The organism is Acidovorax sp. Q11 (assembly GCF_054950075.1).
Map to the genome: position 1 here is coordinate 108,970 of NZ_JBUDZG010000002.1, position 23,617 is coordinate 132,586.

A 23,617-nucleotide genomic window follows, 5' to 3' on the forward strand; every position below is an offset into this window, starting at 1 on the left:
TGATGGTGGGGCAGGGGTGGGTTGCGCTGGGGCCCTTGCGGAGCCGCCCCCGACCTCGCTGAAATTATGGCGGTGCAGCATGGCCGCAGGCATCCGGGTTTGTGCTGGTAAGCGTGCTTATTAACTGGGCTGCAGGGCGTTTGCAGTTGCATTGGCGACACTCCGAGTGCTGGGCTGGCAGACCTGTACATGCGGTCTGTATGGCCGCCGCCGGGTGCTCGTGATGGGGCCCGGAATGCCAAGGGCCCCGTGCTGGCGGTAACCAGCCGGGGCCTTGTCAGTTTGTGCGCTCCGGTAAGAGCGCCTTGATGAAAGAAGTATGCGCCGCGTGGCAGAGATGAATTTGCTGAATTCGCTTCGATTGGCCTTGTTTGCAGAAAAATTTGCTGCAATGGAAGAATTTTGTGAATAATCCGGCCGATGGATCGCCTCGATAGAAAAATTCTCGCCGTGCTGCAGGGCAACGCGCGCGCCAGCTTGCAAGAGATCGGCCAGACCGTGGGCCTGAGCCCGTCGCCCTGCTGGGGGCGCATCAAGAAGATGGAAGAGGCGGGTGTCATCCAGGGCTACACGGTGCGCATCAACCCGCAGTCGCTCGACCTGGCCGACACGGTGCTGGTGCAGGTCACGCTCGACAGCCATTCGGACAACACGCTCGAAAAATTTGGCGAGACCCTGGCCAGCATTCCTGAGGTGATCGAGGCACACCTGGTGTCGGGCGACTACGACTACCTGCTGCGCATCGTGGTCAAGGACACGCGTGACTACGAACGCCTGCTGCGCGAGAAGCTCTACAAGATCAAGGGCATACGCCACAGCCGATCCAGCTTTGTGCTGCGCACGCTCAAGAAGGCCGATCTGCCGCTTTTTGTGGGGTCGATTTGAATAAAAATGGCCGCTTCCGCGCTATGGTCAAGCGCTTTGTGCTATCAAAATAGGAGCATTCGGCGTTTGCTGAAATGCGCTTGGGAGCCTCCACCATGAACCTGCGATTTGTCGAAGCCTTCTACTGGGTAGCCTCCCTCAAGAGCGTGACACGTGCGGCCGAGAAGCTGTTCCTCACGCAGTCGGCCATGTCAAGTCGCATTGCGGCACTCGAAGAAGAGCTGGGCGTGCTGCTGCTCGACCGGCGCGACAAGCACTTCAAACTACCTGCTGCGCATCGTGGTCAAGGACACGCGTGACTACGAACGCCTGCTGCGCGAGAAGCTCTACAAGATCAAGGGCATACGCCACAGCCGATCCAGCTTTGTGCTGCGCACGCTCAAGAAGGCCGATCTGCCGCTTTTTGTGGGGTCGATTTGAATAAAAATGGCCGCTTCCGCGCTATGGTCAAGCGTTTTAAGCTATCAAAATAGGAGCATTCTGCGTTTGCTGGAATGCGCTTGGGAGCCTCCACCATGAACCTGCGATTTGTCGAAGCCTTCTACTGGGTGGCCTCCCTCAAGAGCGTGACACGTGCGGCCGAGAAGCTGTTCCTCACGCAGTCGGCCATGTCAAGTCGCATTGCGGCACTCGAAGAAGAGCTGGGCGTGCTGCTGCTCGACCGGCGCGACAAGCACTTCAAGCTCACGGTGGCCGGGGCCCGTTTTCTGGTCTACGCCAAGCGCATGCTGGAGCTGCAGCGCCAGCTCAAGGCCGAGATGGGCTCGGGCGGGCCGCTGGAGGTGTCGATCCGTCTCGGCGCCATCGAATCGGTGCTGCACTCGTGGCTCATTCCGTGGGTGGAGCAACTGCGCAAGGACAACCCGCTGCTGGAGCTGGAACTGACGGTGGAGACCACGCCCGTGTTGCTCGACCAGATCCGCCGGGGCACGCTGGACGCCGTGTTTGCCGCGTTGCCTGCCGCAGCCGACGGCATTCGCAGCCAGGCCGTCACGCCGATGGAGATGGTGTTTGTGGGCAATAGCAAGACGCACCGCAAACGCCGCTATGCGCTCCAGGATTTCGCGGGTGCCGACATCCTGACCTTTCAGCGCGGCTCTCAGCCCCATGTGTTTTTGCTCGACACGCTGCGCCAGGCCCAGGTCGAGCCACGTTGCGTGCACACCATCTCGTCCATCTCGGCCATGGTCCAGCTGGTGCAGGGCGGCTTTGGCGTGGCGACGCTGCCCCGGCTGGCGGTGCAGCGGCTGCTGGCGTTCCCGGACCTGCGTGCGCTGGCCTGCGATACCCCGCTGAAGCCTCTGCCCATCCACGTGAGCTACCGCGAAGACCCCTCGTCACCGGCGATGGAGGCCGTCGTGCGTTCAGCGCTCAGTTTTATCGACACCCAACAGCCGCCATCCAAGGCGCGCAAAGCCCAAGCCTGAGCGATCCCTGGCGCATGCATGCACCGGCGCAGTGCATGCAACGCCGCACGTTCAGCGTTCCACCCTTCATCCTGCGGGCGCTGATCAAAGCTGGGTCGAACTGCCCGCAAGGGCAAGAAACGCCATTGCGCAGCGTTTTTTGCGCGCCATCCACCATGCCCGGGTTAACCCTTGAATCGTCTGCAAGGGTTAACCCTTGGCACCAACTTGGTTCTCCTTGCCCCAATGGTGTGCATCGAAAAAATCGATGAGCTAAGAGAAAATTTTTGAATTTGCCAGCAGGCAGCGCAGCCCAACACAATCCGCCCAACGTCATGCAATTGACATTTCTCAATGCAAGGAAACACGGTGGATTCAGTTCAAGAAAAAGCGCTGGCAGTGTTTGGCGCCGAGGGCATCAACCACCCCGGCCATGTGCGCAGCATCATCCGGCAAGGCGCCTGGGCATCGCACACCAGCGGCCTGGCGCATGGCCGGGTGCAGGGCAACCTGGTGATCCTGCCGGAGGTGCAGGCGGGTGATTTTCTGCGCTTTTGCCAGCGCAACCCCAAGCCCTGCCCGGTGCTGGCCGTGAGCGAGCCCGGCCAGGTCATGCTGCCATCGCTGGGCGAGGGCATCGACATCCGCAGCGACGTGCCGCAGTACCGCGTCTGGCGCCATGGTGAGCTGGCGCAAGAAGTGACCGACATCACCGACCTCTGGCGCCCCGACCTTGTGACCTTTGTGCTTGGCTGTTCGTTCTCGTTCGAGTCGGCGCTGCAAGAAGCCGGTATCAGCCTGCGCCACATCAACGAAGGCAAGAACGTGGCCATGTACCGCACCAACATCGCCACCGAACCCGCCGGGCCCTTTGGCGGCGCGATGGTGGTGTCCATGCGGCCCATGCCTGCGGCGGATGTGATTCGTGCCGTGCAGGTCACCTCGCGCTTTCCCAACGTGCACGGCGCGCCGGTGCACATCGGCGACCCCGCGCTCATCGGCATTGCCGACATTGCCAAGCCCGACTACGGCGACGCCGTGGCGCTGCTGCCCGATGAGATTCCCGTGTTCTGGGCCTGTGGCGTTACGCCGCAGTCCGCCATCCTCAATGCCCAACCGGCGTTCTGCATCACCCACGCGCCGGGCTGCATGCTGGTGACCGACCTTTTCAACCATCAACTGGCCAGCTTTTAAGGCCCAAGGAGTTCCCCATGAAGAAAATCGCTTTCGGTATGTGCGCCCTCGCTGTCGCTGGACTTTCGCAAGCCCAGACCAAATGGGATCTCCCGTCAGGCTATGCATTGAACACCTTCCAGGTGCAGAACCTGCAGCAGTTCGTGCAGGACGTGGACAAGGCCACGGGCGGCAAGCTCAAGATCACGGTGCACCCCAACGCATCGCTGTTCAAGGCCAATGAAATCAAGCGCACCGTGCAGTCGGGCCAGGTCGCTTTGGGCGAATTCATCCTGTCGGGCGCAGCCAACGAGGCGGCTGCCTATGGCGTTGACTCCATTCCTTTTCTGGCCACCAGCTATGTTGAGTCCAAGCGGCTGGATCAGGCATCCCGTCCCTTGCTTGTCAAGACACTGGGCGCCCAGGGCATGAAGCTCCTGTACACCGTGCCATGGCCCGCGCAGAGTCTGTACTCCGTCAAGCCGGTGACGGCGCTCAAGGACCTGAAAGGCACCAAGATGCGCGCTTACAACCCCGCCACCTCGTACATCGCGAGTGCGGTGGGTGCCCAGCCCGTCACCATCCAATTGGCCGAGCTGTCTGCCGCACTGAGCACCGGCACCGTGGACAACTTCCTGACTTCCAGCGCCAGCGGCGTGGACAGCAAGCTCTACGAGAGCGTGAAGTATTTCTACGGGGTGGCCGCCTGGCTGCCACGCAACGCGGTGGTCGTGAACCAGAAGGCATTTGACGCGCTGGACAAGGCCACGCAGGAAGCGCTGGTCGCGCAGGCTGCCGTGGCCGAGCAGCGCGGCTGGGCGATGAGCGAGAAGAAGGACCAGGAGTACCTCAAGGAACTGGCCGCCAAGGGCATGCAGGTGGATGTGAGTGCCGAGAACCTCAAGAAGGAACTCAAGGCCGTGGGCGAGCGCATGACCGCAGACTGGATCAAGACCGCAGGCGACGAAGGCAAGTCCGTCATCGACGCCTACAACAAGAAGTGAGACCGGTATGACCCATATCTCTCACACGTCGGTGGCGGCGGGCAGCGCCGCCGCTCCCGACCTGCCGCCGCACCTGCTGCGGCGCGCACTCGATGCCGCCTACCTGGCTGCTGGCGCAACAGGTGCGGCGTGCGTTGCGCTCATCTGCGTGCTGATGGTGGTGCAGTCGCTGGGGCGGCAGCTCGGCTTTCCCACGGGCGCCATCAACGATGTTGTGGCCTGGTTGTGCGCAGCGGCAGCGTTCCTGACGATGGCACATGCCTTCAAGCACGGTGATTTTGTGCGGGTGACGCTGGTGCTGGAAAAACTTTCCCCCTCTGCGCGCCGCAGGTTCGAGCTGGCGAGCCTGAGCGTGGCCGTGGTGGCTATCAGTTACCTGGCGTGGTGGGCCTGTGTCTTCACCTACGAAAGCTGGCTGTTCCATGAGTTGGCGCAGGGCCTGTGGGCTATCCCGATCTGGATTCCGCAAATGAGCTTCGCGCTCGGTGCGGTGCTGTTCCTGGCGGCGGTCATCGATGAATGGTGGATCGTGGCGTGCGGCGGGGTGCCGACCTTTGTCCGGCTGGTGGAAGAGCGCCACGCCAAGGGCGATTTTTCCTCCGATCTTTGAAGGAGCATGAACATGGACATTCTTTCTGTGGGCGCCGTCTTGCTGCTGCTCATGCTCCTGATGCTGTCCGGTGGCGTCTGGATCGCCATGACGCTGGCCATCTGCGGCTGGGTCGGGCAGGCCTTTTTTACCAACAGCCAGCCCGGGTTGAATCTGTTCTCCGCGTTCTGGGAGAGCAATGCCAGCTGGGAGCTGGCGGCCTTGCCGCTTTTCATCTGGATGGGCGAGATCCTGTTTCGCACCAAGCTCAGCGAGGAGATGTTCAGCGGGCTGGCACCCTGGCTGGGCAAGGTGCCTGGGCGGCTTTTCCACACCACCATCCTGGGTTGCGGCATTTTCGGCTCGGTCTCGGGGTCGTCGGCGGCCACTTGCGCCACCATTGCCAAGGTCTCGCTGCCCGCCCTCAAAAAGCGCGGCTACAACGAGAGCATTGCCATCGGCTCGCTGGCCACGGCCGGCACTCTGGGCATCCTGATCCCTCCGTCCATCACCATGGTGGTGTATGCGGTCGCGGCCGATGCCTCCATCATCCGCATCTTCCTGGCGGGCTTCCTGCCCGGGTTGCTGCTGATGCTGCTGTTCTCGGGCTACATCGCCTGGTGGTCCATGCGCAACAAGGCGCTGATGCCTGCGGACGAGCCTGTCCTGAGTTTTCGCGAAAAACTCCATCTGTCGCGCAACCTCATTCCCTGCGCCCTCTTGATCGTCTTCATCTGCTGGTCCCTCGTGGCCGGGTGGGCCACGGCAACCGAATGTGCGGCCTATGGGGTGGTGGGGGCACTGGCCCTGGCCGGATGGAGCCGGGCGCTGACCTGGCAGAACTTCAAGGAAGGCCTGGCGGGCGCGGCCCGTACCAGCTGCATGATCATGTTCATTCTGGCGGGTGCGGCCTTTCTGACCAAAACCATGGCGTTCACCGGCATACCCCGTGAGCTGGCGGAATGGGTGGACTCGCTGCACCTGTCGCCCTATGCATTGATCGCCTGCCTGGTGGCCTTCTACCTGGTGCTGGGGACGGCGCTGGACGGCATCAGCATGATCGTGCTGACCGCTGCCGTGGTGATGCCCATGATCGAAAAAGCCGGTTTTGACCTGATCTGGTTCGGCATCTTCGTGATTCTGCTGGTGGAGATTGCCGAGGTCACACCGCCCGTGGGGTTCAACCTGTTCGTTCTGCAGAACATGACAGGCAAGGACAGCAACCTGATTGCCAAGGCTGCCATACCTTTCTTCATGTGTCTGGTGGTGTGCATTGCGCTGATCACCATGTTCCCGCAGATCGTCACCATCGTCCCGGACCTTGTCATGGGCCAGGCCAAGTAGTTCCCGGCCTTTTCGCCCCGCATCTGCCGGCGGGTGTTCTGCCGGCATCCATCCCCCGTTCAGGAGCCTGCCATGAAGATGGTGTTGCTGGCCGCGCTTGCCGTGGCCCCGATGGCGTACGCCCAGACCCAGTGGAAACTGGCCACAGGCTACCGCGCAGAGTCCTTCCACACCCGCAATGTGGTGCAGTTTGCGCAAGACGTGGAGCGCGCTTCGGGTGGGGCGCTGCGCATCGAGGTCCATGCCAACAACACGTTGTTCAAGCTGGGCGAAATCCCCCAGGCCGTGCAGGACGGAAAGGCCCAGGCGGGCGAAACCATCATGACCAGCCTGGTGCAGGGCATGCCCATTGCCGGGGCCGACACCGTGCCATTTCTGGTGCGCAGCTACGCCGATGCGCGCCGCCTGTGGGATCTGCAGCGCCCGCTGATCGACGGGCACTTTGCAGCCAAGGGCCTCAAGGCCCTGTATGCCGTGCCCTGGCCACCCCAGGGGCTGTTTTCCATCGCGCCGGTGCGTTCGTCGGCCGACTTCAAGGGCACGCGCATGCGCACCTACAACCCGGCCACCGTGCGCATTGCCGAGCTGCTGGGCGCCACCCCGGTGGACGTGCCCATGGTCGAAGTCAACAAGGCGCTGTCGGCGGGCAAGCTCGACTCCATGATCACCTCGGCCCTGACCGGGGTGGAGAACCAGGTCTGGGGCCAGATCAAGCAGTACTACGGCATCAATGCCTGGTTGCCCAAGAACATCGTGTTTGTGAACCAGCAGGCGTTTGATGCGCTGCCCCCGGCCGCGCGCCAGGCCGTGACGCAGGCGGCGGCTGAGGCTGAAACGCGCGGCTGGGCCCTGAGTGCCGCCGTGGCAGAAGAGTCGGTGGGCGAGCTGCAGCGCAAGGGCATCAAGGTCGAGCGCGCATCCGCCGAACTGGACACCGAACTCAAGCGCCTGGGCGAACGCTTTTCCCGGGAATGGGTGCAGTCGGTGGGCAACGAGGCCAACAAGATTTTCATTCCCTACTACTTCCAACGCTAGTCCGCTAGTTCGTTAGTCCGTCAGTTCATCCGTTAACCAGTGAGTCCTATCACCATGCAAGCACCCTCCACCATGACCACCGCACCGGCCGGCAACCGCTGGCAGTTCTGGATTGACCGGGGCGGCACTTTCACCGACATCGTGGCCAAGCGGCCCGACGGCTCGCTCACCACCCACAAGCTGCTGTCTGAAAACCCCGAGCAGTACAAAGACGCGGCAGTGGCGGGGATTCGCCACCTGCTGGGCTTGAAGCCCGGCGAGCCCGTCACCCCCGCGCTGGTGGAATGCGTGAAGATGGGCACCACCGTGGCCACCAATGCGCTGCTGGAGCGCAAGGGCGAGCCCACGCTGCTGGTCACCACACGCGGTTTTCGCGATGCGTTGCGCATCGCCTACCAGAACCGCCCGCGCCTGTTTGACCGCCATATCCAGTTGCCCGAGCTGCTGTACACCGAGGTCATCGAAGCCCGCGAACGCATGGGCGCCCATGGTGGCCTGCTGCAGAACCTGGATGAGGCCACCCTGCGCGGTGACCTGCTGGCGGCCTATGGGCGTGGCCTGCGCAGCGTAGCCATTGTGTTCATGCACGGTTACCGCTACACGCAGCACGAGCAGGCGGCCAAGCGCATTGCCAAAGAAGTGGGCTTCACGCAGATCAGCACCTCGCACGAAACCAGCCCCATGATGAAGTTCGTGAGCCGGGGCGACACCACGGTGGTCGATGCCTATCTGTCGCCCATCCTGCGTCGCTATGTGGAGCAGGTGGCTAGCGAGATGCCAGGCGTCAAGCTGTTTTTCATGCAGTCATCCGGCGGCCTCACCGATGCGGGCACCTTCCAGGGCAAGGACGCGATCCTGTCCGGCCCGGCGGGAGGTATTGTGGGTATGGCGCGCACCGCAGGGCTGGCGGGGCATGAGAAGGTCATCGGCTTTGACATGGGCGGCACCAGCACCGACGTGAGCCACTACGCGGGCGCCTTCGAGCGTGAGTTCGAGACCCATGTGGCCGGTGTGCGCATGCGTGCGCCCATGATGAGCATCCACACCGTGGCGGCGGGCGGTGGCTCGGTGCTGGCGTATGACGGCTCGCGTTTTCGCGTGGGCCCCGAGAGCGCAGGTGCCAACCCCGGCCCGGTGAGCTACCGCCGAGGTGGCCCGCTGGCCGTGACCGACGCGAACGTGATGGTGGGCAAGGTGCAGCCGCGCTTTTTCCCCAGCGTGTTTGGCCCGGCAGCCAATGAAACGCTGGATGCCGATGCGGTGCGCGCACGCTTCCAGGAGATCGCCACCCAGACCCAGCGCCAGCCCGAAGAAGTGGCCGAAGGCTTCATCCAGATCGCTGTGCAGCAGATGGCCAATGCGATCAAGAAGATCAGCGTGGCCCGTGGCTATGACGTGACGCGCTACACGCTGCAGTGTTTTGGCGGCGCGGGCGGCCAGCATGCGTGCCTGGTGGCCGATGCCCTGGGCATGTCGCGCGTGTTTGTGCACCCACTGGCGGGTGTGCTCAGCGCCTACGGCATGGGCTTGGCCGACCAGACCGTGATCCGCGAACAAGCCGTGGAGATGCCACTGGCCGCCGCGTCGCTGCCGCTGATAGCCGAGCGCCTGGACACCTTGGGCACCGCCGCCCAGACCGAACTGGAGCGCCAGCAGGTCAGCGCCAACCCGGTGCAGGTGCGCCACAACGTGCACGTGCGTTACGAAGGCACCGATTCGGCCCTGGTGGTGCCGTTTGGCGACATGGCCAGCATCCAGGCCGCCTTTGAAAAGGCCTACCGCCAGCGCTTTGCCTTCCTGATGGCGGGCAAGGGCCTGGTGGTGGAGGCTGTGTCGGTCGAAGCCATGATTGCAGGCGATGCCCCCGCCGAGCCGCGCCTGCCCGTGCACCCGCACCGCAAGCACCCGCAGCGCGAAAGCGTGCGCATGTATTCGGGCGGTGAATGGCACACCGCCGCGCTGGTGGTGCGCGAAGACTTGCACCCCGGCGACGTGATCCCTGGACCGGCCATCATTGCCGAGAAGAACACCACCACGGTGGTCGAGCCCGGCTGGTCTGCGCGCCTGACCGACCTGGACCACCTGGTGCTGGACCGCGTGACGGCCCGCAAGGTGCAGTACGCCGCAGGCACCACGGTGGACCCGGTGCTGCTCGAAGTGTTCAACAACCTGTTCATGAACATCGCCGAGCAGATGGGGCTGCAGCTGCAGAACACGGCCTACTCGGTCAACATCAAGGAGCGCCTGGACTTCAGCTGCGCGCTGTTCGATGCCGCAGGCAACCTGATTGCCAACGCACCCCACATGCCCGTGCACCTGGGCAGCATGGGCGAGAGCATCAAGACCGTGATCCGCGAGAACGCGGGCAAGATGCACCCGGGAGATGTGTACATGCTCAACGACCCGTACCACGGCGGCACCCACCTGCCCGATGTGACGGTGATCACCCCGGTGTACGTGGCCGAGGGCAACGAGCCCACGTTTTATGTAGGAAGCCGGGGCCACCATGCCGACATCGGCGGCACCACACCGGGCTCCATGCCGCCGTTCTCCACGCGCATTGATGAAGAAGGCGTGCAGATCAACAACGTGAAGCTGGTGGACAGGGGCATCTTCCTGGAAGAGTCCGTGCGCAACCTGCTGGCCACGGGGGGCGGCACCACGCCGTACCCCAGCCGCAACCCGGAGCAAAACCTGGCCGACCTGCGCGCACAGATCGCTGCGAACGAGAAGGGCGTGCAGGAACTCTCGAAGATGGTGGACCAGTTTGGCCTGGATGTCGTGCAGGCCTACATGCGCCATGTGCAGGACAACGCCGAAGAGTCCGTGCGCCGTGTGATCACGCAGCTCAAAGACGGGCAGTTCACCCTGCCGCTGGACAACGGCGCGCAAATCAGCGTGTCGGTGAAGGTCAACGTGGCCGAGCGCAGCGCGGTGATCGACTTTGCAGGCACCAGCGCGCAGCAGATGAACAACTTCAACGCCCCGCGCGCCGTGTGCATGGCGGCCGTGCTGTATGTGTTCCGCACGCTGGTGGACGACGACATTCCGCTCAACGCCGGGTGCCTCAAGCCGCTGCAGGTCATTATTCCGCAAGGCTCCATGCTCAACCCCAACCCGCCGGCCTCGGTGGTGGCGGGCAATGTGGAGACCTCCACCTGCATCACCAACGCGCTGTTCGGCGCCCTGGGCGTGATGGCGGGCAGCCAGCCCACCATGAACAACTTCACCTTCGGCAATGCGCAGTACCAGTACTACGAAACCATTGCCGGCGGCAGCGGTGCGGGTGCGGTGTTCGACGCTTCGGGCCGCACGGTGCGCGGGTTTGACGGCACCAGCGTGGTCCAGACCCACATGACCAACTCGCGCCTGACCGACCCCGAGGTGCTGGAGTTCCGCTTCCCGGTGGTGCTCGACAGCTACGAGATCCAGCGCGGCTCGGGCGGCGCAGGCCGCTGGGCGGGGGGCGATGGTGGCGTGCGCCGGGTGCGGTTCCTGGAGGCGATGACGGCCAGCATCCTCTCCAACGGGCGCCTGAACCCCGCCTTCGGCATGGCGGGCGGCCAGCCCGGGCGCGCGGGCGCCAACCGGGTGCTGCGCGCCAATGGCCAGGTCGAGGAGCTGGGCCACATTGGTGCCGCGCTGATGGAGCCGGGCGATGTGTTCGAGATCTCCACGCCCGGCGGTGGCGGGTTTGGAGAGTGCGTGGCGCACTGACCGCTGCGATGAAGGCGGGGCGCTGGCTGCACTTGCCGCCAGCGCAGCCTTTCGGCCCCGCCGGGTGCGGGGCATGGATGAACCAGGAGAACACGCATGAACTACTTGCCCGCTACATCTGGTGTGTCTCAAGGCACCTCCCTGTCTGGACCGCCTGTGGATGCCATCCATCCTGAGCCACGGGCCGATGCGGCCCAGGCGCCCGCTGTGCCCCGGCGGCGCGGCCGCAGCCTGAGCGTGGGTCAGAAGCTCGCCGCGAGTTTTGGCATCCTCGGGCTGGCCGTGGCGCTACTGGGGGCCACCACCTGGATGACGGGCGAGGGCACAGGCCGCCAGGCCGCGCTGCTGACGGCCGAGCAACTGCCCATCGAGCGCTCGGTGCGGGACTGGAAAACGCAGTCGGTGGCCATCGGCCAGATTGCGCTGCGCGCCACGCTGTCGTCGGACGTGTTCCCGCTGGTGGCCGAAATGCGCACGCAGCTGGCTGCCGAAGATGCCCAGCGCAAGCGCATCGAGGCGGCCTTGGCCCAGGCATCGACCGCCGAAAGCACCAAACCCCTGTGGGCCCAGGCCCAGGCGCAGCGGCAGCGCTATGCGGTGCTGCGCGATGCGCTGGTGCAGAACGCGCTTGAAGCCAAGATCATCAGCCAGAAGGAGCTGCAGGAGCATGCCGCCGCCCTGGCCCAGTACCTCACGGCCATCGACCAGTTGCTCGCGGCGTCGGAGCAGGCGTCTTTGCGGGCGGGCGACAGCATGATCAGCGACGCCTCGCGCGCGCAGTGGATCAGCGCAATTGCAGTGCTGGTGGTGGTGGGGCTGTCGGCGCTGTTTGGCTGGCTGCTGCGTCGCTCGATCGTGCTGCCGCTTCGCCAGGCGTCCGACGCCGCTGCCCTGGTGGCGCAGGGCGATCTCACGGTGCGCATGGACACACAGCGCACCGACGAGATCGGCCAGTTGCTCACGGCGCTCAACAGCATGGTCGAGTCCTTGCACTACGTGGTGACCGAGGTGCGCGACTCGGGCGAATCCATCCACGTGGCCAGCTCCGAGGTGGCGGCGGGCAACACCGACCTGAGCGCTCGCACCGAACACGCCGCCAGCAACCTGCAGCAGACGGCGGCCAGCATTGCCCAGTTGGCGCAGATGGTGGCGGCCAATGCCGACAGCACGCGCCAGGCCAATGCACTGGCACACAGCGCCACGCAGGTGGCCAGCAGGGGCGGCGAGGTGGTCCACCAGGTGGTCAAGACCATGGAAGAGATCAACGCCAGCAGCAAGAAGATTGCCGACATCGTGGGCATCATCGACGGCATCGCGTTCCAGACCAACATCCTGGCGCTCAATGCCGCCGTGGAGGCCGCCCGTGCGGGCGAGCAGGGGCGTGGCTTTGCCGTGGTGGCCAGTGAAGTACGGGGCCTGGCCGGGCGCAGCGCCAACGCGGCGCGCGAGATCAAGGCGCTCATCTCCGACAGCGTGGCCAAGGTGAGCGATGGCGCCAAACTGGTGGTGACTGCGGGATCCACCATGGGCGACATCGTGCACAGCGTGGAGCGCGTGACCACGCTGATGTCCGAGATCAACGAGGCCAGCAGCGAGCAGAGCACGCAGATCGGCCAGGTGAGCCAGGCGGTGGACCAGCTCGACCACATGACCCAGCAGAACGCCGCGCTGGTGGAAGAGGGCGCGGCGGCGGCGCAAAGCCTCAAGGACCAGGCCAACCGGCTGGCGGGGGCCATGGGGCAGTTTCAGCTGGCCCGGGCGGCGTAAAAATCAATAAAAAAGGGGCCCTGCGCGGGCCCCTCAAGCATTGTTTGCTATCAATTTGGATTACATTCCTGCGTAGTTCGGGCCACCGCCGCCTTCCGGCGTAACCCACACGATGTTCTGGGTGGGGTCCTTGATGTCGCAGGTCTTGCAGTGCACGCAGTTCTGCGCGTTGATCTGCAGGCGCTGGGCGTTGCCGCCCTTGGCTTCGTCGGCCACGAATTCGTACACCCCGGCAGGGCAGTAGCGGGCCTCGGGGCCTGCGTACTTGGTCAGGTTGATGTTGACCGGCACGCTCGCGTCCTTGAGCGTGAGGTGGGCGGGCTGGTTTTCTTCGTGGTTTGTGTTGCTGATGAACACGCTGGAGAGGCGGTCAAACGTGAGCTTGCCATCGGGCTTGGGGTAGACGATGGGCTTGCACTCGGCCGCAGGCTTCAGGTAGGCGTGGTCGGGCTTGTCGCGGTGCAGCGTCCAGGGGATGTGGCCGCGCAGCACGAACTGCTCGAAACCGTTCATCAGCGTGGCCGTGGTCAGGCCGTACTTGAACCAGTTCTTGAAGTTGCGGTCCTTGTTCAGCTCGGTGTAGAGCCAGCTCTTTTCAAAGGCTTCGGGGTAGGCGCTCAGTTCGTCGTGCTGGCGGCCTGCCACCACGGCGTCGTAGGCGGCTTCGGCTGCCAGCATGCCGGTCTTGATGGCGGCGTGGCTGCCCTTGATACGGCCCACGTTCAGGTAACCGGCATTGCAGCCCACCAGTGCGCCGCCCGGGAACACCGTCTTGGGCAGGGCGTTGATGCCGCTGGCGTTGATGGCGCGCGCGCCATACGACAGACGTTTGGCCGTGATCTCGCCCTTTTCGTTTTCGAAGTAGTAGCGGACGTTGGGGTGCGTCTTCCAGCGCTGGAACTCTTCGAAGGGGCTGAGGTAGGGGTTGGCATAACCCAGGCCGGTGACGAAGCCCAGGGCCACCTTGTTGCCCTCCAGGTGGTACAGGAAGGCGCCGCCGTAGGTGTCGTTCTCCATGGGCCAGCCAGCGGTGTGCATCACAAAGCCGGGCTGGTGCTTCTTGGGGTCGATCTCCCACAGCTCTTTGATGCCGATGCCGAAACTTTGGGGGTCACGGTCCTTGTCGAGGTGGTATTTGGCGATCAGCTGTTTGCCCAGGTGGCCGCGTGCGCCTTCGGCAAACACGGTGTACTTGCCCAGCAGCTCCATGCCCAGCTGGAAGTTCTCGGTGGGCTCCCCCTCTTTGCCGATGCCCATATTGCCGGTGGCCACGCCCTTGACAGAGCCGTTGTCGTTGTAGAGCACTTCGGCAGCGGTGAAACCGGGGAAGATTTCTACGCCCAGGGCTTCGGCCTGTTCGCCCAGCCACTTGGTCAGGTTGCCCAGGCTGATGATGTAGTTGCCATGGTTCTGCGCAAACGGCGGCAGGAACATGTTGGGCACACGGACGCCCGATTTTTCCGACAGGAAGATGTAGGCGTCGTCGGTGACGGGCTGGTTGAGCGGGGCGCCGCGCTTTTTCCAGTCGGGGATCAGCTCGGTCAGCGCCTTGGGGTCCATGATGGCGCCCGAGAGGATGTGGGCACCGGGCTCAGAGCCTTTTTCGAGCACCACGACCGAGACATCCTGGCCCTTTTCGGCCGCCAATTGCTTCAGGCGGATGGCTGTGGCCAAGCCGCCAGGGCCACCGCCAACGACCACCACGTCGTATTCCATGGATTCGCGGGGGCCATATTGGGCGAGGATTTCTTCGTTTGTCATGGGCTTCTCGTCGGGCGTTTGATAATGGACTATTGTCGGCAGAGCATGGGCCAGCCCCTGTCTGTCTGGCGACTGATTGTATTCACGGAATATGGACAATCGAACGACCGTTCTATTTTGATCAGTGGGGAGACTCTAAATGGCATACAGCATCGACTTGTCGGGCCGCGTCGCTTTCATCACCGGCGCTTCCAGTGGCCTGGGCGCGCAGTTTGCGCGCACCCTGGCGCGTGCCGGGGCCGGGGTGGTGCTGGCCAGCCGCCGGGTGGAAAAGCTCAAGGAGCTGCGCGCGCGCATCGAGGGCGAAGGCGGTGACGCCCACGTGATCGAACTCGACGTGACCGACCACGCCTCCATCAAGTCCGCCGTGGCCCATGCCGAGACCGAAATGGGCTCCATCGACATCCTGGTCAACAACTCGGGCGTGAGCACCACGCAACGCCTGCAGGACGTGACGCCCGAGGACTACGACTTCATCTTCGACACCAATGTGAAGGGCGCGTTCTTTGTGGCGCAGGAGGTGGGCAAGCGCATGCTGGCCCGTTCGCGCGGCGCGGCACCAGGCAGCTTCACCGGCGGGCGCATCATCAACATTGCGTCGATGGCCGGGCTCAAGGTGCTGCCGCAGATTGGCGCCTATTGCATGAGCAAGGCCGCCGTGGTGCAGATGACCAAGGCCATGGCCATGGAGTGGGGCAAGTTCGGCATCAACGTGAACGCGATATGCCCTGGCTACATCGATACCGAGATCAACCACCACCACTGGCAGACCGAGCAGGGCAAGAAGCTCATCGACATGCTGCCCCGCAAGCGCGTGGGCAACGCGCAAGACCTGGATGCGCTGCTGGTGATGCTGGCCAGCGACCAGAGCCATTTCATCAACGGCGCGGTGATTGCGGCGGACGACGGCTTCGCTGTATAGGAAGCCCCCCTGAGGCGCTGCGCACCATCCCCCGAGGGGGACGCCACCGGTGGCCTGGCAGAGCCAGTTCCACGGTGGCACTGGCCTGGGGGCGCGCCAGTTGCAGAGCGCTGGGCGGTACCACCAACCTGGACTATCGATGAAGATTGAAATTCCTGAAGCCAAGAAGCTGGTCTACGAGATGCGCTTTCATGTGCGCTGGGGCGACATGGATGCGATGGGCCATGTCAACAACACGGTGTATTTCAGATACCTGGAAACCGCGCGCATCGACTGGATGGTGTCGGTGGGCTGCAACCCCGACCCGCGCGGCCAGGGGCCGGTCATCGTCAACGCGTTCTGCAACTTCTACAAGCAGCTCGAATACCCGGCAGACGTGCTGCTCAAGCTCTATGTGAGCGACCCGGGCCGCACCACGTTTGAAACCTGGTGCACGCTGGAGCGGGTGGACCAGCCGGGCGTGGTCTGCGCGGCGGGCGGGGCCACCACCATCTGGGTGGACTTCCCGCAGCAGAAGGCGGCACCGCTGCCGGACTGGATGCGGGCGCTGGTCTCGGCAGACTGAATCAAGGTAAAAAAGGGGCCTCTGCGCGCGATGGATAAGCGCTTTATGCTATCAAAAGCATAGTATTGAGGCCTGCCTCCGCGCTGCTTTATTTCTGCTTGGGCACACGGCCCATCAGGTAGAACTCGGGGTTGGGCAACATGCCCGCAAAGCTGGCCATGCGGTTGCTGAGCCCAAAGAACGCGGTGATGGCCGCGATGTCCCAGATGTCCTCGTCGTCAAAACCGTGGGGGTGCAGCGCGGCAAAGTCGGCGTCCTCGATCTCGTGGCTGCGTTGGCAGACCTTCATCGCAAAGTCGAGCATCGCGCGTTCGCGCGGGCTGATGTCGGCCTTGCGGTAGTTGACGGCCACCTGGTCGGCGATGAGCGGTTTCTTTTCGTAGATGCGAAGGATCGCGCCATGCGCCACCACGCAATACAGGCACTGGTTGGCCGCGCTGGTGGTGGTGACGATCATCTCGCGTTCGCCTTTGGTCAGGCTGCCTTCCTCTTTCAGCATCAGTGCATCGTGGTAGGCAAAGAACGCTCGCCACTCGGCCGGGCGGCGTGCAAAGGCCAGGAACACATTGGGGATGAAGCCCGCCTTCTCCTGCATTTCCACGATGCGTGCGCGGATGTCTTCGGGCAGGGTATTCAGGTCGGGAAAAGGGTAGCGGCTCACGGCGGTCTCCTGGGGTTGTTGTGATGGATGCCGCAAGTATCACGGATGCCTCAAGGGTGCCAGTGGGTCGCCCGCACCGGACTCTGGGCGGGCGCGGCGGAATTGCCCGCCAGCGCATACGACAACTGGGTGGCCGCAGCCATCACTGTCTGCGCCAGCGCTTCGAGTTTTTCCGCTGGCAGGCGCGAGGCGGGGCCCGAAATACACACCGAGCCCATCAGCCGCCAGTGCATGCCAAACACCGGCGCTGACACGGTGGCCACGCCCTGTTCGCGCTCGCCAATTGACCAGTGGTAGCCCTTTTTTCGGATCTCTTCATAAGCCTTGCCCGGCTCGCTCGAAAACGCCAGGATCACGCGGCCCGGCGAGCCTTTGTCCAGCGGCAGGCCTTCGCCCATGCGTGCATGGTGGCGCAGCGCCTGCGGGCCTTCCACACGGACGAGGCAGGTCCGCACATTGCCTTCGCGCACATAAAACGCGGCGCTTTCGCCTGTGGCAAGGGTCAGCTCGCGCAGCGCGGGCTCCAGCACGTTCTGCACGTCAAAACCGGCCTGGTAGCGGGCGCCCAGCCAGCCTGCGGCCGGGCCCAGGCGCCAGTCGCCATCCTCGCGTTGCACCATGAAACCCGACTGCGCCAGCGTGCGCGCCAGGCGCAGCACCGTGGTCTTGTGCAGGCCGCAGCGGCGGCTCAGCTCGGCCAGGGGCAGGCTGGATTCGCCCAGTGCAAAGGCTTCCAGCACCTGCAGGGCACGCGTGACGGCGATGACACCACCACCGGGTTCTGCATCTGCCGGAGCCATGGGACGGGGCGCGGGGGCGAGGGGTCGGGAGGGCTTGGCGGGGTGGTTGCTCATGGCGCAATTCGTTTCATGGTACGCAACTGCATTGTATGGGTTGAAACGTCTGCGTACAGTCGCACCCACGGCGCCGGACCAGAACACGTATCACAACAAAGTTCCTGCAGACCGGCGTGACGAACCACCACAACGGAGACAAATTCATGACCGCCTTCACTTCGCTTTCGCGCTCCCTGTGTGCTGCCTTCCTGGGCTTTGAGGCCGCAGCCGCACCCACCGGGGCCGCTCTGGCGCAGGCCGCTTACCCTAGCAAACCCATCCGCCTCATCGTGCCGTTCCCGCCCGGCGGCGGCACCGACATGATTGCGCGCACCGTGGCGCAAAAGCTCACCGACCAGAACAAGTGGAACGTGATCGTGGACAACCGCCCCGGCGCGGGCGGCAACCTGGGGGTGGACGCCGCCGCCAAGTCGCCTGCCGACGGCTACACGCTGGTCATGGGCCAGACGAGCAACCTAGCCATCAACCCCACGCTCTACCCCAAGCTGCCCTACGACCCGATCAAGGACCTGGTGCCCGTGGCCCTGGTGTCGTCATCGCCCATCGTGATGGCTGCGCCCGCCAATTCGCCGTTTAAGTCGTATGCCGATGTGGTGGCCGCTGCCAAGGGCAAGCCCGATGCGCTCACGCTGGGCTATTCAGGCAACGGCACTGTGGCCCACCTGGCGGGCGAGCTGGCGGAAGACGCGGCGGGCATCAAGCTGCGCCACATCCCCTACAAGGGCGCCGCCCAGGCCATGACAGACCTGGTGGGCGGGCAGATCGACCTGTACATGTCCTCCGTGCCCACGCTGCTGGGCCAGGTGCGCAACGGCAAGCTCAAGGTCATCGCCATCACCTCGGCCAAGCGCTCGCCCCAGCTGCCCGATGTGCCCACGCTGGCCGAGTCCGGCTACAAGGGCTTCGAGGCCGTGACCTGGTTTGGCATCCTCGCGCCTGCGGGCACCCCTGCACCCATCGTGGCGCAGCTCAACAAGGCCATCAACGCGGCCCTGCAGCAGCCCGATGTGGCTGACAAGCTGCGCTCCGAAGGCGGCGATGTGCTGGGCGGCACGGCCGAGCAGTTCGGCCAGCTGCTCAAATCTGAGGTGCCGCGCTGGGCCAAGATCGTGAAGGACTCGGGCGCCAGCCTGGACTGACGGCTTTGCCCGCGCAGTAGCCCCACCCACGCTCGCACAGCCATCGCCATGTCCCGCGATTGCCTTGCCACGCCTGTACCGTTCTCGGCGGGCACCGCCGCGCCGCGCACTGCACTGCCTGCGGGTGCGTGCGACTGCCATGTGCATGTGTACGACCAGCGCTTTCCTGCCGCACCCGGTGCCAGGCTGCTGCCGCCCGATGCGTCGGCGCAGGACTATCGCGCGCTGCAGCGGCGCATCGGCACCACGCGGGTGGTGCTGGTCACGCCCTCGACCTATGGCAGTGACAACCGCTGCCTGCTGGCAGGGCTGGCCGCGCTCGCCGCACTGGGCGTGGAGGCACGTGGCGTGGCGGTGATCGATGGCCGCGAAAGCGATGCCGAGCTGCAGCAGCTGCACGCCGCCGGTGTGCGGGGCGTGCGGCTGAACCTGTCGCTGGGTGTGTCCGGCTCGGTGGATTCCATCGTGCCGCTGGCCCAGCGCATTGCGCCCTGGGGCTGGCATTTGCAGCTGCTGATGCCGCCGCAGCTGGCAGAGCAGTGCGCCGTGCTTCAGCAGTTGCCCGTGCCGCTGGTGTTTGACCACTTTGGGCGCATCGCTCCAGCACAGGCGGGGTGCCACGCCGCACACGCGGTGCTGCTGGGGCTGCTGCAAAGCGGGCAGGCGTGGGTGAAGCTCTCGGGCGGCTACATCGTGAGCAGCATGCATTCGGTAGAAGACCCGCTGCTCGACACGCTGGCCGCCAGCTACCTGCGCTGTGCGCCCGGGCGTGTGCTGTGGGGCAGCGACTGGCCCCACGCCACCGCATCGGCCGGTGTGCAGCCCCTGCCCGACGACGCGCGCCAGGTGGACCGTCTGGTGGACTGGACCGCTGCCTGCGGCGGCCCCGCGCTGCTGCACCAGGTGTTGGTGGACAACCCGCAGGCGCTCTACGGCTTCGGCCGCCCGCTGTGACAACCCCTTTGTTTGATTGTTTGGAAGGCATTGCCATGACCCCCACTTCACGCCCCCTCCATCGCATCGCTCGCCGCAACCTGCTGGTCCTCGGAGGCGCCATGCTGGCCGCCCCCGCATGGGCCCAGGCCGACTGGCCCGGCGGCAGGCCCATCACCTGGGTGGTGCCGTACCCCGCAGGTGGCAGCACCGACGTGCTGGGCCGCAACATCGCGCAGCGCCTGGGCCCGGCCCTCTCCACCAGCGTGATCGTGGACAACAAGGCGGGCGCCACCGGCACCATTGGCGCAGCCTTTGTGGCCAAGGCGCAGCCAGACGGCCTGACGCTGCTGGGCACCTCCATCGGCCCGCAGGCCATTGCGCCGCACCTCATGGCCAAACTTCCGTATGACCACATTGCGGCGTTCGAGCCCGTGGTCACCGTGGGCACCATCCCGCACATCCTGGTGGTGGGGGCCAACCAGCCGTTCAAGACCGTGGCCGACCTGTTGGCCGCAGCCAAGGCGCAGCCGGGCAAGCTGGCGTTTGCCTCGGGCGGCAACGGCACCATCCTGCAAATGCAGGGCGAATTGCTGCAGCAGCAAACCGGCGCGCGTTTCATCCATGTGCCCTACAAAGGCGACACCCCTGCGCTGCAAGACACGCTGGCCGAGCAGGTGCAGTTCATGTTTGCGCCCGCCGCCGCCGCGCTGCCCCATGTGCAGGCGGGCAAGCTGCGTGCGCTGGCCGTCACGTCGGCCCAGCGCCTCAAATCCCTGCCATCCGTGCCCACGATGGGCGAGGTGGGCATGAAGGACTTTGTGGTGGAGTAGTGGCAGGCCGTGTTTGCGCCCGCCAAGACGCCCGCTGCCGTGGTGCAGCGCCTGAACCAGGAAATCAACAAGGCCCTGAAAGACCCCGCTGTGGTGGCTTTGGCCGACAAGCTGGGCGTGACGCTGGTGGGGGGGACGCCACAGCAGCTGGGTGACCTGCAAAAGGCTGACTCCGCCAAGTGGGCCAAGGTGATCAAAGAAGGAAACATCCAGGCCGACTGATGGGCGCGCCCGCCAGCCTTCTCTACCCCTTTCATTTCTCTACCTGATAGAAGCACCATGAACCAACTCCCTGAAATCATCCGCACCATTGACCGCGTGAGCGCTGACGTGGTGCAAAAAGCCGCCACCTACCAGGCCGCCATCCTGGCCGATGTGGCGGGCCGCCGCGGCACCATGCACGGCCGCGTGGCCCCTGTGCACCAGAACATGAAGGTGGCGGGCCCGGCCTTCACCGTGGAAGTGCGCCCTGGCGACAACCTCATGATCCACGCCGCCATTGCCCTAGCCCAGCCGGGCGATGTGCTGGTGATCGACGGCAAGGGCGACCAGACGGCGGCCCTGATGGGCACGCTGATGCTCAGCGCCTGCAAGAAGCGCGGCCTGGCGGGCGTGATCGTGGACGCCGCCATCCGCGACAAGCTGGAGATCCTGGAGCTGGACTTCCCCGTGTTCAGCGCGGGCTTCAACCCCGCTGGGCCCACCAAGTACGTGCCCGGCCGCATCAACCACCCCATCGCCGCCGGTGGTGCTGTGGTGAACGCGGGCGACCTGGTAGTGGGCGACGCCGATGGTGTGGTGGTGATCGAGCGCGAAAAAGCCCCCGCCATGCTGGCCCTGGCCGACAAGAAGGTGGCTGACGAAGCCGCCCGCATCGAAGCCATTGCACGCGGCGACACCGCATCGAAATGGCTGCCTGCCGCGCTGCGCGCTGCTGGCGTTTTGAAGGAAGGGGAATCGCTGTGAGCCAAACCATCATCGTCACCGGCGCCGATCTGGCGCAGCAAGCCCTCGACCTGCTCACGGGCTACGACATCGTCTACGCAGGCAAGACGCCTACCGAAGAGGACATGGTGGCCCTGTGCGGTGCGCACAACCCCGTGGCCATCATCGTGCGCTACGGCAAGGTGGGCGCTGCGGTGATGGACGCGGCCCCCGCGCTCAAGGTCATCTCCAAGCACGGCAGCGGCACTGACACCATCGACAAGGTGGCGGCCAAGGCCCGGGGCATTGAGGTGGTGGCCGCCGTGGGCGCCAACGCCGCCGCCGTGGCCGAGCAGGCGCTGGCGCTGCTGCTGGCCTGCGCCAAATCGGTGGTGCAGCTCGACGCGCGCATGCACGCGGGCCACTGGGACAAAGCCACGCACAAAAGCCTGGAGCTGGGTGGCCGCACCGTGGGCCTGGTGGGCCTGGGCGCCATCGGCCTCCGGTTTGCCAAGATGGCCGACGCCATGGGCATGCGCGTGATCGGCTTCGACCCGTTTGCGAAGAACCTGCCGGACTATGTGCAGAGTGTGGGCCTGGAGACGATCTGGCGCGAAGCCGATGCCGTGTCCTTGCACTGCCCACTGACCGACGAGAACCGGGGCATGGTGAACGCCACCACGCTGGCGCAATGCAAGCGCGGCGTGATCGTGGTGAACACGGCGCGTGGCGGCCTGATCGACGAGGCCGCGCTGCTGGCGGCCCTGCGCTCGGGCCAGGTCATGGCGGCGGGGCTGGACAGCTTTGCGGTCGAGCCGATGGTGGCGGGCCATCCCTTCCAGGGCGAGAAGCACTTCATCCTCAGCCCCCACATCGGCGGCGTGACCAGTGACGCCTACGTGAACATGGGCGTGGGTGCGGCGCAGAACCTGCTGGCCGTGTTGGCCCGCGTGCCTGGCGCAGCGGTGGCTGCGGCCTGACGCCAGCCCCCTTCCTGAAAGCAAAGAGAAAAAAGGCACGGGGCAGGGCGCCCCGGCCCATGGAGACAAAGACATGCACAAAGTTTTGAGAAGAAAAACGGCCTCTGCGCGCGTCCATCATGCGCTGATAGCTATTGTTTGTATAGCATCCGACGCAGCAGGGGCGCAAACTGCGTTCCCCCACAAGCCCGTCAAGCTGGTGGTGGGATTTGCCGCAGGCGGCCCCACCGACGTGGTGGCCCGTGCGTTTGCCGACCACGCCAGCCTCGCGCTGGGCCAGCCCTTTGTGGTGGACAACAAGCCCGGCGCCAACACCATCCTGGCCGCCCAGGCGGTGGCCAGCGCGCCCGCCGACGGCTACACGCTGCTGTTTGGCGCCACCAACCACACCATGATCCCGGGGCTGTACGCCGGGCGGGTGAAGTTCGATGCGGTGAAGTCGTTCAAGCCGCTGTGCACCGTAGCCACCAGCCCGACGGTGCTGGTGGTGGGGCAGGCGCTGCCCGTGAAGTCGCTAGCCGACTACATGGCCCGTGCGCGCAAGGAGCCGGGGCGTCTGTCCGCAGGCACGGCGGGCGTGGGGAGCTCAGGCCACTTTGCCACCGAGATGTTTGCCCGCGCCAACAGCTTGCAGCTGAACCACGTGCCCTACAAGGGCGCCGCGCCGGTGGTCACGGACTTGGTGGGCGGCCAGCTCGACAGCTCGTTTGCCACGCTGGGCTCAGTGCTGCCGCAGATCAAGAGCGGCAAGCTCACCGCGCTGGCCGTGGCATCGCCCAAGCGGTCGTCGCTGCTGCCCGATGTGGCCACCTTTGCCGAGGCCGGTGGCGGCAAGTATTCGGCCGACGCCTGGTATGGCCTGCTGGCCCCGGCGGGCCTGGACGACGCCATTGCCCAGCAGCTGGAGCGCGTGGCCCGGGACTTTGTGCAAAGCCCTGCGGCCAACGACAAGTTGCGCGGCTTGGGGCTGGACGCCGATGCCACCTGCGGCGCGGCGTTTGCCAGCCAGGTCGGTCGCGAAGTGGCCACCTATACGCAGATTGCACGCGATCTGGACCTGAAGGCGGACTGAGCTGCGCACGCCCGTCCCGCTTTTTTAGCCCCACATTCATCTGAGAGGAG

General features: G+C 65.0%; 19 protein-coding genes and 3 pseudogenes. 19 read left to right on the top strand and 3 right to left on the bottom strand.

What is annotated here, in order from left to right; translation table 11 throughout:
- The first annotated feature begins 420 nt into the window (after nt 1–420).
- The 11 genes and pseudogenes from ACYZGB_RS02925 to ACYZGB_RS02975 all read left to right on the top strand — a co-directional run bounded on the left by ACYZGB_RS02925 (nt 421) and on the right by ACYZGB_RS02975 (nt 12,920).
- Nucleotides 421–885 carry an Lrp/AsnC family transcriptional regulator gene (locus ACYZGB_RS02925; protein ID WP_462386710.1) on the top strand — a complete coding sequence of 155 codons (465 nt, stop codon included), beginning with the start codon at nt 421–423 and terminating at the stop codon, nt 883–885.
- 95 nt (nt 886–980) lie between these two features.
- Nucleotides 981–1,160 (top strand): annotated as a pseudogene (locus ACYZGB_RS02930) (LysR family transcriptional regulator); the annotation flags it as partial.
- Nucleotides 1,147–1,305: pseudogene (locus tag ACYZGB_RS02935) on the top strand (Lrp/AsnC ligand binding domain-containing protein); the annotation flags it as partial. The pseudogenes ACYZGB_RS02930 and ACYZGB_RS02935, both read left to right, overlap by 14 nt.
- Nucleotides 1,306–1,400: 95 nt before the next feature.
- Nucleotides 1,401–2,312 (top strand): LysR family transcriptional regulator, encoded by a 912-nt coding sequence (locus ACYZGB_RS02940; protein ID WP_462386711.1) that lies wholly within the window; start codon nt 1,401–1,403, stop codon nt 2,310–2,312.
- Between the two features lie 396 nt (nt 2,313–2,708).
- Nucleotides 2,709–3,485, top strand: a complete 777-nt coding sequence (locus ACYZGB_RS02945) for a putative hydro-lyase (protein WP_462386848.1) — start codon at nt 2,709–2,711, stop codon at nt 3,483–3,485.
- A 17-nt stretch (nt 3,486–3,502) separates the two neighbouring features.
- Nucleotides 3,503–4,468 (top strand): TRAP transporter substrate-binding protein, encoded by a 966-nt coding sequence (locus tag ACYZGB_RS02950; RefSeq protein ID WP_462386712.1) that lies wholly within the window; start codon nt 3,503–3,505, stop codon nt 4,466–4,468.
- 76 nt (nt 4,469–4,544) lie between these two features.
- A complete protein-coding gene (locus tag ACYZGB_RS02955; RefSeq protein ID WP_462386849.1) occupies nt 4,545–5,078 on the top strand; it encodes a TRAP transporter small permease subunit in 534 nt (177 codons plus the stop codon).
- Nucleotides 5,079–5,090: 12 nt separating this feature from the next.
- Entirely contained in the window at nt 5,091–6,401 is a 1,311-nt protein-coding gene (locus ACYZGB_RS02960; protein WP_462386713.1) for a TRAP transporter large permease, read from the top strand.
- A gap of 72 nt (nt 6,402–6,473) precedes the next feature.
- Entirely contained in the window at nt 6,474–7,436 is a 963-nt protein-coding gene (locus ACYZGB_RS02965; protein ID WP_462386714.1) for a TRAP transporter substrate-binding protein, read from the top strand.
- A 54-nt stretch (nt 7,437–7,490) separates the two neighbouring features.
- Nucleotides 7,491–11,153 carry a hydantoinase B/oxoprolinase family protein gene (locus ACYZGB_RS02970; RefSeq protein ID WP_462386715.1) on the top strand — a complete coding sequence of 1,221 codons (3,663 nt, stop codon included), beginning with the start codon at nt 7,491–7,493 and terminating at the stop codon, nt 11,151–11,153.
- 96 nt (nt 11,154–11,249) lie between these two features.
- Complete coding sequence (locus tag ACYZGB_RS02975; protein WP_462386716.1) at nt 11,250–12,920, top strand: methyl-accepting chemotaxis protein; 1,671 nt, start codon at nt 11,250–11,252, stop codon at nt 12,918–12,920.
- 60 nt (nt 12,921–12,980) lie between these two features.
- Here the strand turns inward: ACYZGB_RS02975 and ACYZGB_RS02980 are convergent, their stop codons facing one another.
- Nucleotides 12,981–14,681, bottom strand: a complete 1,701-nt coding sequence (locus ACYZGB_RS02980) for an electron transfer flavoprotein-ubiquinone oxidoreductase (RefSeq protein WP_462386717.1) — start codon at nt 14,679–14,681, stop codon at nt 12,981–12,983.
- 139 nt (nt 14,682–14,820) lie between these two features.
- On the opposite strand from ACYZGB_RS02980, the gene ACYZGB_RS02985 reads away from it, so the two are divergent.
- Both ACYZGB_RS02985 and ACYZGB_RS02990 read left to right on the top strand, forming a co-directional pair.
- On the top strand, nt 14,821–15,603 hold the full coding sequence (locus ACYZGB_RS02985; RefSeq protein WP_462386718.1) for an SDR family oxidoreductase: 783 nt from the start codon (nt 14,821–14,823) through the stop codon (nt 15,601–15,603).
- Between the two features lie 139 nt (nt 15,604–15,742).
- Nucleotides 15,743–16,168: an acyl-CoA thioesterase gene (locus tag ACYZGB_RS02990; RefSeq protein WP_462386719.1), complete on the top strand. Its 426-nt coding sequence runs from the start codon at nt 15,743–15,745 to the stop codon at nt 16,166–16,168.
- Between the two features lie 88 nt (nt 16,169–16,256).
- Here the strand turns inward: ACYZGB_RS02990 and ACYZGB_RS02995 are convergent, their stop codons facing one another.
- Nucleotides 16,257–16,829 carry a peroxidase-related enzyme gene (locus tag ACYZGB_RS02995; RefSeq protein WP_462386720.1) on the bottom strand — a complete coding sequence of 191 codons (573 nt, stop codon included), beginning with the start codon at nt 16,827–16,829 and terminating at the stop codon, nt 16,257–16,259.
- 50 nt (nt 16,830–16,879) lie between these two features.
- A complete protein-coding gene (locus ACYZGB_RS03000) occupies nt 16,880–17,683 on the bottom strand; it encodes an IclR family transcriptional regulator (RefSeq protein ID WP_462386721.1) in 804 nt (267 codons plus the stop codon).
- A gap of 146 nt (nt 17,684–17,829) precedes the next feature.
- On the opposite strand from ACYZGB_RS03000, the gene ACYZGB_RS03005 reads away from it, so the two are divergent.
- The 6 genes and pseudogenes from ACYZGB_RS03005 to ACYZGB_RS03030 all read left to right on the top strand — a co-directional run bounded on the left by ACYZGB_RS03005 (nt 17,830) and on the right by ACYZGB_RS03030 (nt 23,567).
- On the top strand, nt 17,830–18,825 hold the full coding sequence (locus ACYZGB_RS03005) for a Bug family tripartite tricarboxylate transporter substrate binding protein (protein WP_462386722.1): 996 nt from the start codon (nt 17,830–17,832) through the stop codon (nt 18,823–18,825).
- Nucleotides 18,826–18,873: 48 nt separating this feature from the next.
- The gene (locus ACYZGB_RS03010) at nt 18,874–19,779 is read left to right on the top strand and encodes an amidohydrolase family protein (protein ID WP_462386723.1); all 906 of its coding nucleotides are present in this window, start codon (nt 18,874–18,876) and stop codon (nt 19,777–19,779) included.
- A 35-nt stretch (nt 19,780–19,814) separates the two neighbouring features.
- Nucleotides 19,815–20,813: pseudogene (locus ACYZGB_RS03015) on the top strand (Bug family tripartite tricarboxylate transporter substrate binding protein).
- A 57-nt stretch (nt 20,814–20,870) separates the two neighbouring features.
- Nucleotides 20,871–21,557 carry an RraA family protein gene (locus tag ACYZGB_RS03020; RefSeq protein WP_462386724.1) on the top strand — a complete coding sequence of 229 codons (687 nt, stop codon included), beginning with the start codon at nt 20,871–20,873 and terminating at the stop codon, nt 21,555–21,557.
- A complete protein-coding gene (locus ACYZGB_RS03025) occupies nt 21,554–22,495 on the top strand; it encodes an NAD(P)-dependent oxidoreductase (RefSeq protein ID WP_462386725.1) in 942 nt (313 codons plus the stop codon). Before ACYZGB_RS03020 ends, ACYZGB_RS03025 begins: the two co-directional genes overlap by 4 nt.
- A gap of 73 nt (nt 22,496–22,568) precedes the next feature.
- Nucleotides 22,569–23,567, top strand: coding sequence for a Bug family tripartite tricarboxylate transporter substrate binding protein (locus tag ACYZGB_RS03030; RefSeq protein WP_462386726.1), 999 nt, complete (start codon nt 22,569–22,571; stop codon nt 23,565–23,567).
- Nucleotides 23,568–23,617 lie beyond the last annotated feature (50 nt).

What these genes read in the sequence shown, in the direction of transcription:
- ACYZGB_RS02965 (WP_462386714.1), top strand. Translation starts at nt 6,474, where the DNA reads ATGAAGATGGTGTTGCTGGCCGCGCTTGCCGTGGCCCCGATGGCGTAC.
- ACYZGB_RS02960 (WP_462386713.1), top strand. Translation starts at nt 5,091, where the DNA reads ATGGACATTCTTTCTGTGGGCGCCGTCTTGCTGCTGCTCATGCTCCTG.
- ACYZGB_RS02970 (WP_462386715.1), top strand. Translation starts at nt 7,491, where the DNA reads ATGCAAGCACCCTCCACCATGACCACCGCACCGGCCGGCAACCGCTGG.
- ACYZGB_RS02940 (WP_462386711.1), top strand. Translation starts at nt 1,401, where the DNA reads ATGAACCTGCGATTTGTCGAAGCCTTCTACTGGGTGGCCTCCCTCAAG.
- ACYZGB_RS02925 (WP_462386710.1), top strand. Translation starts at nt 421, where the DNA reads ATGGATCGCCTCGATAGAAAAATTCTCGCCGTGCTGCAGGGCAACGCG.
- ACYZGB_RS02980 (WP_462386717.1), bottom strand. Translation starts at nt 14,681, where the DNA reads ATGACAAACGAAGAAATCCTCGCCCAATATGGCCCCCGCGAATCCATG.
- ACYZGB_RS02975 (WP_462386716.1), top strand. Translation starts at nt 11,250, where the DNA reads ATGAACTACTTGCCCGCTACATCTGGTGTGTCTCAAGGCACCTCCCTG.
- ACYZGB_RS03000 (WP_462386721.1), bottom strand. Translation starts at nt 17,683, where the DNA reads ATGAGCAACCACCCCGCCAAGCCCTCCCGACCCCTCGCCCCCGCGCCC.
- ACYZGB_RS03030 (WP_462386726.1), top strand. Translation starts at nt 22,569, where the DNA reads ATGCACAAAGTTTTGAGAAGAAAAACGGCCTCTGCGCGCGTCCATCAT.
- ACYZGB_RS03020 (WP_462386724.1), top strand. Translation starts at nt 20,871, where the DNA reads ATGAACCAACTCCCTGAAATCATCCGCACCATTGACCGCGTGAGCGCT.
- ACYZGB_RS02990 (WP_462386719.1), top strand. Translation starts at nt 15,743, where the DNA reads ATGAAGATTGAAATTCCTGAAGCCAAGAAGCTGGTCTACGAGATGCGC.
- ACYZGB_RS02950 (WP_462386712.1), top strand. Translation starts at nt 3,503, where the DNA reads ATGAAGAAAATCGCTTTCGGTATGTGCGCCCTCGCTGTCGCTGGACTT.
- ACYZGB_RS03005 (WP_462386722.1), top strand. Translation starts at nt 17,830, where the DNA reads ATGACCGCCTTCACTTCGCTTTCGCGCTCCCTGTGTGCTGCCTTCCTG.
- ACYZGB_RS03010 (WP_462386723.1), top strand. Translation starts at nt 18,874, where the DNA reads ATGTCCCGCGATTGCCTTGCCACGCCTGTACCGTTCTCGGCGGGCACC.
- ACYZGB_RS02985 (WP_462386718.1), top strand. Translation starts at nt 14,821, where the DNA reads ATGGCATACAGCATCGACTTGTCGGGCCGCGTCGCTTTCATCACCGGC.